At 67.5% G+C, this 12,720-nt stretch carries 10 protein-coding genes; 2 read left to right on the plus strand and 8 right to left on the minus strand.

All coding sequences use genetic code 11. The features are described 5' to 3' along the window. Window positions 1-130: 130 nt before the first annotated feature. Window positions 131-1,234, minus strand: a complete 1,104-nt coding sequence (locus ACLSSQ_RS01865; RefSeq protein ID WP_152090376.1) for a hypothetical protein — start codon at window positions 1,232-1,234, stop codon at window positions 131-133. Between the two features lie 96 nt (window positions 1,235-1,330). On the opposite strand from ACLSSQ_RS01865, the gene ACLSSQ_RS01870 reads away from it, so the two are divergent. Further along, complete coding sequence (locus ACLSSQ_RS01870; protein WP_416243635.1) at window positions 1,331-3,205, plus strand: 7TM diverse intracellular signaling domain-containing protein; 1,875 nt, start codon at window positions 1,331-1,333, stop codon at window positions 3,203-3,205. Between the two features lie 80 nt (window positions 3,206-3,285). Here the strand turns inward: ACLSSQ_RS01870 and ACLSSQ_RS01875 are convergent, their stop codons facing one another. From ACLSSQ_RS01875 to ACLSSQ_RS01900, 6 genes are all read right to left on the minus strand, one after another. After that, on the minus strand, window positions 3,286-3,762 hold the full coding sequence (locus ACLSSQ_RS01875) for a VOC family protein (RefSeq protein WP_014235627.1): 477 nt from the start codon (window positions 3,760-3,762) through the stop codon (window positions 3,286-3,288). Between the two features lie 316 nt (window positions 3,763-4,078). Further along, complete coding sequence (locus tag ACLSSQ_RS01880) at window positions 4,079-4,555, minus strand: nitrate reductase cytochrome c-type subunit (protein WP_130459820.1); 477 nt, start codon at window positions 4,553-4,555, stop codon at window positions 4,079-4,081. 10 nt (window positions 4,556-4,565) lie between these two features. Then, complete coding sequence (gene napH, locus ACLSSQ_RS01885) at window positions 4,566-5,486, minus strand: quinol dehydrogenase ferredoxin subunit NapH (RefSeq protein ID WP_014235625.1); 921 nt, start codon at window positions 5,484-5,486, stop codon at window positions 4,566-4,568. Next, window positions 5,483-6,463: a ferredoxin-type protein NapG gene (napG, locus tag ACLSSQ_RS01890; protein WP_416243636.1), complete on the minus strand. Its 981-nt coding sequence runs from the start codon at window positions 6,461-6,463 to the stop codon at window positions 5,483-5,485. The genes napH and napG overlap by 4 nt, the downstream gene beginning before the upstream one ends. 89 nt (window positions 6,464-6,552) lie before the next feature. Further along, window positions 6,553-9,078 (minus strand): nitrate reductase catalytic subunit NapA, encoded by a 2,526-nt coding sequence (gene napA / locus ACLSSQ_RS01895; RefSeq protein WP_416243637.1) that lies wholly within the window; start codon window positions 9,076-9,078, stop codon window positions 6,553-6,555. Between the two features lies 1 nt (window position 9,079). Then, window positions 9,080-9,328: a chaperone NapD gene (locus ACLSSQ_RS01900; protein ID WP_014235622.1), complete on the minus strand. Its 249-nt coding sequence runs from the start codon at window positions 9,326-9,328 to the stop codon at window positions 9,080-9,082. Window positions 9,329-9,629: 301 nt separating this feature from the next. On the opposite strand from ACLSSQ_RS01900, the gene ACLSSQ_RS01905 reads away from it, so the two are divergent. After that, window positions 9,630-11,831, plus strand: coding sequence for a putative bifunctional diguanylate cyclase/phosphodiesterase (locus tag ACLSSQ_RS01905; RefSeq protein WP_416243638.1), 2,202 nt, complete (start codon window positions 9,630-9,632; stop codon window positions 11,829-11,831). A gap of 51 nt (window positions 11,832-11,882) precedes the next feature. Here the strand turns inward: ACLSSQ_RS01905 and queF are convergent, their stop codons facing one another. After that, window positions 11,883-12,716, minus strand: coding sequence for an NADPH-dependent 7-cyano-7-deazaguanine reductase QueF (gene queF / locus ACLSSQ_RS01910; protein ID WP_416243639.1), 834 nt, complete (start codon window positions 12,714-12,716; stop codon window positions 11,883-11,885). Between the last annotated feature and the right edge of the window lie 4 nt (window positions 12,717-12,720).

The raw sequence follows: 12,720 nt of genomic DNA on the forward strand, positions 1-12,720 counted from the left end.
TTTTTCTCCCTGGACTGGCTGCCCGCCTACGCCGTTTGGCGGCGGGCCGGCAAGGCCAGTAAATACCCTGTTGCTTACATGGATATTACGGCGAGGGAGGGAGGCCGGTGGCGGCAGACGCGGTGCCGCGTCAGACCTGGGCCAGGATTTCCAGGATGTCCGTGGCTTCGGGCAGGGGTTGGGCCACCAGGAGAAAGTCGGCCATGGTGTCCAGTTCGGCCAGGGCCGCTTCCAGGGCCTCGCGGACTTCCGGGTGGTCGAAACCGTGGCCAGCCTGGGCCCGGACGATGGCCGCCGCCAGACCCTGGGCCAGAGCTTCGGCACTGTCCAGTTCCAGGTGGGCGGCGTGGTCCGCCAGGCAGTGGGCCGATTCGGCCAGGGCTTCCCCATCCGGTTCCAGGCAGGCCAGTTCCTCCCGCATCAGGGCCGCCTGCTCGCCGATTTCGCCGGCAAAGAGGCGCAGCAGGGTGGGCGAGACGGCGGGACGCTGGCTTTCCCGACATTCGGCCAGGCGCTGGGCGACGTGGGCCACCCGTTCGGCGAAGACCGGCAGGCCCAGGTCCCGGGTGTCGCCGAGCAGTTCCAGGGCGGCGGCGATGGCGGCGCGCAGATAGGGATCCTCCGCCGCCTCCGGGGCGTCGAGAAGGTCGCCGACGCCGGCCAGGGATTCGGCCAGGTGCAGGGTCTCCGGCAGGTTGAGGCTCATGGCGGCGGCGCAGAGGTCGATCAGGGCCCGCCGGAAGGGCGCCAGATCGCCGCTGCCGCGCCCGTTCCAGGCGGCCACGGCGGCGTTGCCGGCGGCGCTCCAGGCAGCTACCGCCTCAGCGTCCAGGTCCGGGGCCTCGGGCTTGGCCATCAGGGAAATCAGTTCGGTCACCGGCGGCAGCTGGCCGGCACCCTGGCGGATGCACTGCTGCAGTTCCTCGGCCAGGCCGCCCTCGGGGGCTTCGCTGCCATTCAGGGCGGCCCGCATCTGCAGGTCGATGCGGGCGCAGAGGCGGCGGGATTCCGCATCCACTGCCAGGGTGCCGTCGGAGATGGCGCGCAGGAACACTTCGGCACTGTGCCAGAAGGGGGCGAAGTCGCCGCCGGCGGCAGCTTCCAGGTGGCGCACCGCGGCCCGCATCTCCGGCAGTCCGGCCGGGTCCCCCGGCTGTTGCAGCCAGGCCAGCATGCCCCGCTGGTAACGGCTGCGGGCCTGACGCTGGGAGGGGGAGGGCGGGGCAACGCTCATGGCAGGGGCGGAAGGATCGGTGGATGGGGCATTTTACTCCTCTGCCCGGGGACGTCTGTGGTTAGAATGCGGGCATAAATACAAGCGGAGACATCCGTGTTCCACTCCCCCTCGGCTCCCAGAGACCGCCCGGCCTTGCTGTGGCAGGCCCTCCTGTTTTTCCTGCTCCTGCTGCCTGCCGTCGTCCGGGCCCATCCCCTGGTGCTGGATCAGGACGACGGCAGCTTTGCCCTGGTGCCCCACGTGGAAGTGCTGGAAGACCCGGGCGGCAAGCTCGACATGGCCGCCGTGCGGCAGGCCGCCGCCGCTGGCCGCTTCGCGCCGGCCCATGCCCTGGGCGAATTGAACTTCGGCTATTCCTCTTCCGCCTTCTGGCTGCGCATTCCCCTGGAGTCCCGCCTGCAGCGTTCCAGCCCGTGGCTGCTGGAGATCGCCTTTCCCTCCCTCGACCGGGTGGAGCTGTTCCTGCCCCGGGCCGACGGCCGCGTCGACTACCAATTAACCGGGGACCGCCTGCCCTTTGCCGAACGCCCCTATCCCAACCGCAATCTGGTGCTGCCCCTGGAGCTGGGGCCCGGCGAGTCCCTCGCCCTCTATCTGCGGGTGGAGTCGGAGGGCAGCCTGACTTTGCCCCTGACCCTGTGGACGCCGGATGCCTTCCGCCTGCACAACCAGGATGCCTACGCCGGCTTCTCCCTCTACTACGGCATGCTGCTGGCCTTGGGTCTGTACAACCTGCTGCTCTTCTTCGCCCTGCGGGAGCGCATCTATCTGGTCTATGTGGCCTTCGCCGTGAGCATGGCGGTGGGCCAGCTGTCCCTCAACGGTCTGGGCAACGAATACATCTGGCCGGCCTTCCCCGCCTGGGGCAATGTGGCCCTGCCCTCGGGCTTTGCCGCCACCGGCTTCTTCGGCGCCATTTTTACCCGCCTCTTCCTCAATACCCGGCACAGCAATCCCCGGGCCGACAAGCTGATCCTGGCCCTGGCCGCCGGCTTTGCCGCGGCCGCTCTGGGTCCGGCCCTGCTGCCTTACCGCTGGGCCGCCATCTTCACCTCCCTGCTGGGCGCCGCCTTTTCCGCCGTGGCCGTGGCGGTGGGCGTCCATGCCCAGCTGCGGCGCCACCCGGGAGCCCGCTACTTCCTCCTGGCCTGGTCCCTGCTGCTGGTGGGTGTGGGCATGATGGCCCTGCGCAACCTGGGCTGGCTACCCACCACCCTGTTCACTTCCTACGGCATGCAGATCGGTTCGGCCCTGGAGATGCTGCTGCTCTCCTTTGCCCTGGCCGACCGCATCCAGGCCGAGCGCCTGGCCCGGGAACTGGCCCAGGGCGAGGCTCTCCACAGCAAGCAGGACCTGGTCAACGCCCTGCGCAGCAATGAGCAACTGCTGGAGGCCCGGGTGGCGGAACGGACCCGGGACCTGGCCGCCGCCAACGATCGCCTGCTGGCCAACGAGCAGCAGTTGCAGCGCATGGCGCGGCACGATCCTCTGACCGGGCTGGCCAACCGTCTGCTGCTCGACGACCGTATCAGCCACGGTTTGGCGGTGGGGCGGCGCAACGGCACCCGTCTGGCCCTGCTGCTGATCGACCTGGACGGTTTCAAGCCGATCAACGATGAGCATGGCCATGCCGTGGGTGACCAGTTGCTGGTGGTGCTGGCGGACCGCCTGCAACGCTCGGTGCGGGCGGTGGATACGGTGGCGCGCCTGGGCGGCGACGAGTTCGTGCTGGTGCTGGAGGACCTGGCGGCGGTGGAGGACGGGCGCCAGGTGGCGGCCAAGGTGGTGGCGGAAATGAGCCGGCCGGTGGTGCTGGAGGGGCGGGAACTGCTGGTTTCCGCCAGCGCCGGCCTGGCCTTCTATCCGGAGGACGGGGAGGACGCCCAGACCCTGCTCAGGCGGGCCGACGAGGCCATGTACGAAGCCAAGCGGGCCGGCCGCAACACCTTCCGTCAGGTGGGCCAGTAGGACGTTGCGTGCAGCGTGAACGTGCAAAAGGCCGCCCGCGGGCGGCCTTTTTCATTGCGGAAGCCTGTGGGCGGCGCTGCTCAGCCGGCCAGCTTGGCGAAGGCGTCCACCACTTCGGCGGGAGCCTGCACCAGTTCGATCAGCACGCCTTCGCCGCCGATGGGGGATTCCTCGTTGCCCTTGGGGTGCAGGAAGCAGATGTCGAAACCGGCCGCGCCCTTGCGGATGCCGCCGGGGGCGAAGCGCACGCCGTTGGCCGTCAGCCATTCCACGGCCTTGGGCAGGTCGTCGATCCACAGGCCCACGTGGTTGAGGGGAGTGGTGTGCACCGCCGGCTTCTTTTCCGGGTCCAGGGGCTGCATCAGGTCCACTTCGACCTTGAAGGGGCCCTTGCCCATGGCGCAGATGTCCTCGTCCACGTTTTCCCGCTCGGAGACGAAATTGCCGGTGACTTCCAGGCCCAGCATGTCGACCCACAGGGTCTTCAGCTTGTCCTTGGAAGGGCCGCCGATGGCGATCTGCTGGATGCCGAGAACTTTGAAGGGACGCTGGGACATGGAGAGGCTCCTGAAATCGGTGGAATTAAAAATACATAATTATACAGAGCGGACCGCTGCCAAGGGAGAGGGGCGAGCGGTACCCGGGGCCGGAATCCGGGATGGAGCCCGGGCGGGCTCCCGGGACCATGTTCCAGGGCGGACACCGGCCCCGGGCGAACGGAGGAGGAGGCCGCCTCACGCCAGCTGTCCGGCACGATGGGGCGCGAAAAAAAAGCGGAGCCCCGCCGCCGCAGGTGCTCCGCTTCCCTCTGTAACCGGGCGGACCCGGAAGTGATGGCAATCGCCGTTGCTGCCGGCAGGCGCAACGGTCTGCTTATTTCTTCTTGGCCTTGGCGTCCTTGCTGGCGGCGATGTTGCCGACGAAGGTGTTTTCCACCAGGGGCGGGGCATCCACCTGGGGCACGTGGCACTGCACGCAGTTGTGGCGCAGGTGGGTGACTTCGGCGTGCTGCTTGCCTTCCCGGTCGATGAAGTGGCTCTCGCCGATCTTCGGGGCCTTCTTCTCCTTGTACTTCTCCGGACCGTGGCAGGTCAGGCACTGGTTCTCTTCCAGGGTGATCTCGTCGAAGTTGTCCACCGCATGGGGGATCACCGGCGGCTGCTCCTTGTAGGTACGGGCGATGGGCTGTTGCAGGCCCGGCTTCTTGCCGGCGTAGGCCTTCACCTCGGGGGCCGGGTCGCCGGCGGGAATGTCGGCGCCGCGCATGGTCTTGGGCGCATCGGCGGCCTGGGCCAGGCAGGCGAAGGAGGCGGCCAGGATGGCCAGGGTCAGTTTGTGCAGTCGGTTCATGGTCGGCTCCTCAATGGATGGTCTTGCGATGGTCTGTCTGGCCTTCGGCCTCCCCGGCCGGGGCGCAGCGCTGGGTGTGCTGGTTGAAGCGGCTGCCGAAGACGAAGACGTCCTTGGCGCAAACGTCGATGCAGCGGCCGCAGTTGGTGCAGGCAGAGGCCAGAATGACCGGGCCGGTGCCGTTGGCCTCGCCCTTGAGGGCGGGGCGGATGACCTGGGGTTCGGGGCAGGCGGCGAAGCAGTCCATGCAGTCGTCGCACTCCTGGCGCCGGCGGGCGCTGACCCGCAGCAGGCTGGTGCGGCCGAGCAGGCCGTAGAAGGCGCCCACCGGACACAGGTGGCCGCACCAGCCCCGGCTCATGATCAGCAGGTCCAGCAGGAAAATGGCGAGGACCACGGTCCAGGCGGCGCCCAGGCCGAAGATGAGGCCCCGGTGCAGCATGGATACCGGATTGATCAGCTCCCAGGCCAGGCCGGCGCCGGCCAGGGGCAGCAGCAGGGTCAGCCCCAGGATCCAGTAGCGGCTGCGGCGGCTGATGTGGGCGCTGCCCTTGAGGCCGAGGCGCTCCCGCAGCCAGCCGGCCAGGTCGGTGACCAGGTTCATGGGGCAGACCCAGGAGCAATACACCCGGCCGCCCACCAGCAGGTAGAAGGCGAGCACGATGGCGGCGCCGAGCAGGGCCAGGCCCTCGGGGCGGTGGCCGGAGAACAGCACCTGCAGCACCAGCAGGGGATCGGCCAGGGGCAGGGTGTCCAGGGTCAGGCTATAGCTGAGGTTGCCCTTGACCAGCCACAGGCCGGCCAGGGGGCCGAGCAGGAACAGGCCCAGGATGCCGAACTGGGACAGGCGCCGCAGCAGCAGCCAGCGGTTGGCGCCGAGCCGGCCCTTGGCGGCCAGGGCGGCGGGAAAACGGGGAGAGAGGAAGCTCATCGCGCCGCCTCGTCGGAAAGCCGGTTGGGCAGGCCGCCACCGGGGATGTTCTGGGGTATGGCCGGAACGCCCGGTCCATGGGCGTCGGCACCGGGGATGCTCGGCGCCAGGCTATCGACGCCGCTGCCCGGGGTGGCCGGCTTGCCGGGGGCGAGGGACGGACCTCCCTGGCTGGCAGGGTCGAAGTGGCCCTCCAGACGGGCGCCTTCAGGCATGCGGTCCGGCAGGTCGCCCAGGCCCTTGTCGTCCACCAGGGAATGGCCGGCCTTCTTCTCTTCCTCCCAGCCGACCCGGTAGTGCTGGCCCAGCTCGCCCTTGGCCAGGGGCACGGGCAGGACCTTGATGGCGGCGGTTTCGAGGACGCAGGAGCGCTCGCATTTGCCGCAGCCCGTACAGTGCTCGGAATGCACCGTGGGAATGAACATGCTGTGGCGCCCGGTGCGGGTGTTGGGGCGCAGCTCCAGGGTGATGGCCTTGTCGATCACCGGGCACACCCGGTAGCAGACGTCGCAGCGCAGGCCGAGGAAATTGAGGCAGGTCTCCTGGTCGAGCAGGACCGCCAGGCCCATGCGGGCCTGGTTGATGTCGGTGAGGCCGTGGTCCAGGGCGCCGGTGGGGCAGGCCTTGACGCAGGGGATGTCCTCGCACATTTCGCAGGGCACCTGGCGGGCAACGAAATAGGGCGTGCCGGTGGCGACTGGCTGCTCCGGCCGGGCCAGGGACAGGGTGCCATAGGGACAGTCGCGCACGCACAGGCCGCAACGGATGCAGGCACCGAGAAAGTCCTCCTCCGCGCCGGCGCCGGGCGGGCGCAGGGCCGCCGGCGGCAGGGCCCGGGCCTGCTTGGCATGGAAGCCCAGGCCGAGGCCCAGCAGGCCGACGCCGCAGGCCATGCGGCCGGCGTCGGCGAAGAACTGGCGCCGGGCCGCCGCAGCCTTGTCGGACTTGGCAGGGGGGGAGTTGGAAAGATCGCTCATGGCGTGACCGGCGGCGGGAACCGACTGGGGGCGGACTTAACCGTCCGCCCCGCCGGCCTCCCTGATGCCTTATCCGGTTGTGTGGGGGCTCAGGCCTTGACCACCTTGCAGGCGCACTTCTTGAAGTCCGTCTCTTTCGAGATGGGGCAGGTGGCGTCCAGGGTCAGCTTGTTCACCAGCCGGTGCTCGTCGAAGAAGGGCACGAAGACCAGACCCAGGGGCGGCTTGTTGCGGCCCCGGGTTTCCACCCGGGTGGAAATCTCGCCGCGGCGGGACTGCACCTTGACCGTGTCGCCGCGCTGCAGGCCGCGCTTCTTGGCGTCTTCCGGATGCATGTAGATCCAGGCGTCGGGCATGGCCTTGTACAGCTCGGGCACGCGCCGGGTCATGGAGCCGGTGTGCCAGTGCTCCAGCACACGGCCGGTACAGAGCCACAGGTCGTACTCGCTGTCCGGCTGCTCGGCGGCAGGCTGGTAGGGCAGGGCGAAGACCACCGCCTTGCCGTCGGGGAAGCCGTAGAAGCGCACCTTCTCGCCGGCCTTGACGTAGGGGTCGTAGCCTTCGCGGAAGCGCCACAGGGTTTCCTTGTTGTCCACCACCGGCCAGCGCAGGCCGCGGGCCTTGTGATAGGTGTCGAAGGCAGCCAGGTCGTGGCCGTGGCCGCGGCCGAAGGCGGCGTATTCCTCGAACAGGCCCTTCTGCAGGTAGAAGCCGAGAACCTTGCCTTCCTCATTCTCGAAACCCTTCAGCTGGTCGGAGACCGGGAACTTGTTCACTTCGCCGTTGGCGTAGAGCACGTCGTAGAGGGTCTTGCCCTTGTACTCGGGGGCCTTGTCCAGCAGTTCGGCGGGCCATACTTCCTCCATCTTGAAGCGCTTGGAGAATTCCACGTACTGCAGCACGTCGGAGCGGGCCTGGCCCTGGGGCTTGACCTGCTGGCGCCAGAACTGGGTGCGGCGCTCGGCGTTGCCGTAGGCGCCTTCCTTCTCCATCCACATGGCGGAGGGCAGGATCAGGTCGGCGGCCAGGGCGGAGACGGTGGGATAGACGTCGGAGTGCACCACGAAGGCGGCCGGATTGCGCCAGCCCGGGTAGACCTCGCCGTTGATGTTGGGGCCGGCCTGCATGTTGTTGGTGGTGGTGGACCAGAAGAAGGCCACCTTGCCGTCCTTCAGGGCGCGGCTCTGGGCCACGGCGTGCAGACCCACCCAGTCGGGGATGGTGCCGGCGGGCAGCTTCCACAGCTTCTCGGTGATTTCCCGGTGCTTGGGATTGACCACCACCATGTCGGCGGGCAGGCGATGGGCGAAGGTGCCCACCTCCCGGGCCGTGCCGCAGGCTGAAGGCTGGCCGGTGAGGGAGAAGGGGCCGTTGCCCGGTTCGGAGATCTTGCCCACCAGCAGGTGCACGTTGTAGATCATGTTGTTCACCCAGGTGCCCCGGGTGTGCTGGTTGAAGCCCATGGTCCAGTAGGAGACGACCTTCACCTTGGGATCGGCATAGGCCTTGGCCAGGGCTTCCAGGTTTTCCTTCGGCACGCCGGAAATCTCGTGGGTCTTGTCCAGGGTGTACTCGGCGACGAAGGCCTTGAACTCGTCGAAGGAGATGTCGGTGGCCTTGTTGGGGTCGCCCTTGGGCTTGCCGTCCGGGCCCGGGTAGCCGTTGTTGCCGGCGGCCTGTTCCAGGGGGTGGTTGGGACGCAGGCCGTAGCCGATGTCGGTGACGCCCTTCTTGAACTTGACGTGGTTCTTGACGAACTCCTGGTTCACCGCGCCGTTCTGGATGATGTAGTTGGCGATGTAGTTGAGGATGGCCAGGTCGGACTGGGGCTTGAAGATCAGCTCGTTGTCGGCCAGCTCGCAGGAGCGGTGGGTGAAGGTGGACAGCACGTGGATCTTGACGTGCTTGGCGTTGAGGCGGCGGTCGGTGATGCGGGACCACAGGATGGGGTGCATCTCCGCCATGTTGGAGCCCCACAGGGCGAACACGTCGGCGTGCTCCGCATCGTCATAGCAGCCCATGGGCTCGTCGATGCCGAAGGTGCGCATGAAGCCGGCCACGGCGGAAGCCATGCAGTGGCGGGCATTGGGGTCCAGGTTGTTGGAGCGGAAACCGGCCTTCCACAGCTTGGCGGCGGCATAGCCTTCCCAGATGGTCCACTGGCCGGAGCCGAACATGGCGATGTTGCGCGGGCCGCCGGCCTTGAGGGCGGCCTTGCACTTCTCGGCCATGATGTCGTAGGCCTGGTCCCAGGAAATGGGGGTGAAGTCGCCGTTCTTGTCGTACTGGCCGTTCTTCATGCGCAGCAGGGGCTGGGTCAGGCGGTCCTTGCCGTACATGATCTTGGAGAGGAAGTAACCCTTGATGCAGTTGAGGCCCCGGTTCACCGGCGCTTCCGGATCGCCCTGGGTAGCCACCACACGGCCGTCCTTGGTGCCCACCAGGACACCGCAGCCGGTGCCGCAGAAGCGGCAGACGCCCTTGTCCCAGCGGATGCCGTCATTCTTCGGCTGCTGCGCCAGGGCTTCGGATACGCCGGGCACCGCCATGCCGGCGGCGTTGGCGGCGGCGGCGACGGCGCTGCTCTTGATAAAGTCGCGACGGGTCAGGTTCATCTCAGGACTCCTTCTCGGGATCAGGTTCGAAGTGGTGATACACCATGGCCAGGGACATGACGCCCGGCAGCTGCTGTATCGCCTCGTAGGTTTGGGTGGTTTCCCGGTCGCCGTCGCTCTCGATGGTGACGATCATGCGGCCCTCTTCGGAGACGGCGTGGACCTCCACGCCCGCCAAGGTCGCCAGACCCGCCTCGACGGCCGCGATCTGCTGCGGCCCGGCGTTGACCAGAATGCTGGAAATATTCACGGATGATTCCCCCAATCGGCAGGCACGGCTCGAAGGGCCGGCTCAAGGTTCGACCACTCTATGCCCCTACGGAAACCCAGGTTTATGATGTGAATCAAAAGCGAAAAAAAGCCCCCGCAGGATGTAGGTGATTTGAAAAGTCACCGGGCTTCGGTTAGCCTGATCGGGCTTTGCCTGGTGCGGTTTTCCGCCGCATCGGGGTTAATGAGAATGACCCACAACAAGGCCCGCCCCATGTCGGCAGGCCGGCGGTTCGAGTAACAGCCCCGATTCCCCAGAAGGCTTGTTTTCCCACCCACCCATGTCCCGGCCCCTGCCCATTCTCTCGACGCCCGCAGCCGCCCCCCCGGAGGCTGCTCCCCTGACCCGCTACAGCCCCATTCCCTGGGGCCTGGTGATCGTCCTTTCCCTGCTTTTCGTCGTGGTCTGGCTGCTGCCGCCCCTGGGCGGACTCAAGCAGAGCGACACCATCTTCCCCCTGACCCTGCACACGGTGATGGAGAGCTTCTCCTTCGTCGTCTCCGTGCTGGTCTTCGCCGTCTCCTGGCATGCCTACAGCCGGGAGCGGGCGGGCAACCTGATGATCCTGGCCTGCGGCTTCCTCGCCGTGGCCCTGCTGGATTTCGGCCATACCCTCTCCTACCGGGGCATGCCCGACTTCGTCACGCCCTCCTCGCCCCAGAAGGCCATCATCTTCTGGCTGGCGGCCCGCTACGTGGCGGCCCTGACCCTGCTCACCATCGCCCTGCGCCCCTGGCAGCCCCTGGCCCGCCCCCGGGACCGCTACCGGCTGATGCTGTGGGCCCTGCTGGTGACCGCCGTGGTGTTCGTCTCGGAGCTTTACCTGCCGGATTTCTGGCCCACCATGTTCGTGCCCGGGGTAGGCCTCACCGGTCTCAAGATCGCCGCCGAATACGGCCTCATCGCCATCCTCGGCGCCACCGCGGTGATCCTCTATCCGAAGACCCAGGGCAAGCCCGCCTTCGACGCCGCCAACCTGTTCACCGCGGTGCTCATCACCATCCTCTCGGAGCTGTGCTTCACCCTGTACTCCAACGTCAATGACGTGTTCCAGCTGCTCGGCCATACCTACAAGGTCATCGCCTATTTCTGGATCTACAAGGCGGTGTTCGTCTCCAGCGTGCGCGACCCCTACCTGCGCCTGAGCCTGGAGATGGCGGAGCGCCAGGCGGCGGAGGCGCGCATCCAGTTCCTCGCCTACCACGATCCCCTGACCGAGCTGCCCAACCGCATCCTGGTGCGGGAACGCTTCGAGCGGGCGGCGGAGCGGGCCCGGGTCCAGTCCTCCCGGGTGGGGCTGGTCTATATCGACCTGGACAATTTCAAGACGGTGAACGATTCCCTCGGCCATACCCTGGGCGACCTGCTGCTGCAGGGCATCGGCCAGCGCCTGCAGTCCCTGGTGCCGGCCGGCAGCACGGTCAGCCGCCAGGGCGGCGACGAATTCCTCATCCTGCTGGAAGACGTGGAGCGGCCCCGGGAAGTGGAGAGCCTGGTGAACCGCATCGTCGAGCAGATGCAGCAGCCCTTCGCGATCCAGGACCACGACCTGTCCACCTCCGTTTCCATCGGCGTTTCCCTTTTCCCCGACGACGGCGGCGATTTCGACACCCTGCTGAAAAAGGCGGATACGGCCATGTACCGGGCCAAGGGCGCCGGCCGCAACGGCTACCGCTTTTTCGACCGGGAAATGGACAAGGACGTGGGCGAGCGCCTGCGCCTGAGCAACGACCTGCGCCTGGCCCTGGCGCGCAACGAGTTCGTGCTGCACTACCAGCCCCAGATCGACTTGCGCACCCAGGAAGTGATTGGTGCCGAGGCCCTGATCCGCTGGCAGCATCCGGAACTGGGCCTGCTGGCCCCGGGCCGCTTTATCGGCATCGCCGAAGATACGGGCCTGATCGTGCCCATCGGCGAATGGGTGATCCGCATGGCCTGCCATCAGGCCGCCGCCTGGCAGCGGGCCGGCCTGCCGCCCCTGGTGGTGGCGGTCAATCTTTCCGCCGTGCAATTCATGTGCGGCGATCTGGTGGGCACGGTGGCCAGCGCCCTGGCCACCTCCGCCCTGCCTTCCCGCTGTCTGGAACTGGAACTGACCGAATCGATCCTGATCCAGGATGCGGAGAACATCCTGGGCACGGTGCAGCGCCTCAACGCCATCGGCGTGCAGATGTCCATCGACGACTTCGGCACCGGCTATTCCAGCCTTTCCTACCTGAAGCGCTTCGCCGTGGACAAGCTGAAGGTGGACCAGTCCTTCGTGCGCGACCTCTGCAGCGATCCGGACGACGCCGCCATCGTGCGGGCCATCATCCAGCTGGCCCGCAGCTTGGGCCTGAAGACCATCGCCGAAGGGGTGGAAACGGCGGAAATCCTCGCCCTGCTGCAGGAGCTGGGCTGCGACGAAGCCCAGGGCTACTACTTCGCCAAGCCCCTGCCGGCGGACAACTTCAGCGCCTTCCTCAGCCAGCGCCTGTCCTGACGGCCCGGCGCTGCTGCAGCGCCGGCCGCCCCCAATTCCCCCAACAGAAAACTACTGCCGCACTTCCCGGATGTTGTCGGGCGGCAGGAACTCGCCGCTGCTGCGGAAGGGATTGATGTCCAGGCCGCCGCGCCGGGTGTAGCGGGCATACACGGCCAGGGACTGGGGCGTGCAGCGGGCGCTGATGTCGCAGAAGATGCGCTCCACGCACTGCTCATGGAACTCGTTGTGGCCGCGGAAGGACACGATGTAGCGCAGCAGGGCGGCGCGGTCGATGGCCGGGCCCCGGTAGCGCACCACCACCATGCCCCAGTCGGGCTGGCCGGTGACCAGGCAGTTGGACTTGAGCAGGTGGGAATAGAGGGTTTCCTCGACCCAGCGGCCGGCTTCGGCCTGCAGCAGTTCCGGCGCCGGTTGGTAGCGGTCGCACTCGATGTCCAGCTCGTCCAGCAGGATGCCCGAGGGGTAATCCACCCGGGGCCGCGGCTGCCCTGCCAGAGGCTCCAGCTGCACCGTCACCTGGCCGCCGGCGGCGGCGGAAAGATCCCGGGCCAGGGTGGCGGCCACCGTTTCCGCGTCGGCGAAGGGGCTCTGGTTGAAGGAATTCAGGTACAGCTTGAAGGACTTGGATTCGATCAGGTGCGGCGTCTGCGCCGGGATGCGGAAGGTGCCCAGGGCCACCACCGGCTTGCCCCGGGGATTGAGCCAGGAAATCTCGTAGGCGTTCCACAGGTCCTCGCCGACGAAGGGCAGGCGGGCCGGGTCGATGCCGATCTCGTCCCGCTTCAGCTGGCGGGGAATGGGAAAGAGCAGTTCCGGGGCGTAATGGCAGCGGTACTCGCTGGCCTTGCCGAGAGGGGAGAGGGCGCTGGGATCGATGGTCATGGGC

Origin of the sequence: Azospira sp. APE16, from assembly GCF_047901315.1 — a bacterium.
In the GTDB taxonomy this organism is placed as follows: domain Bacteria; phylum Pseudomonadota; class Gammaproteobacteria; order Burkholderiales; family Rhodocyclaceae; genus Azospira; species Azospira oryzae.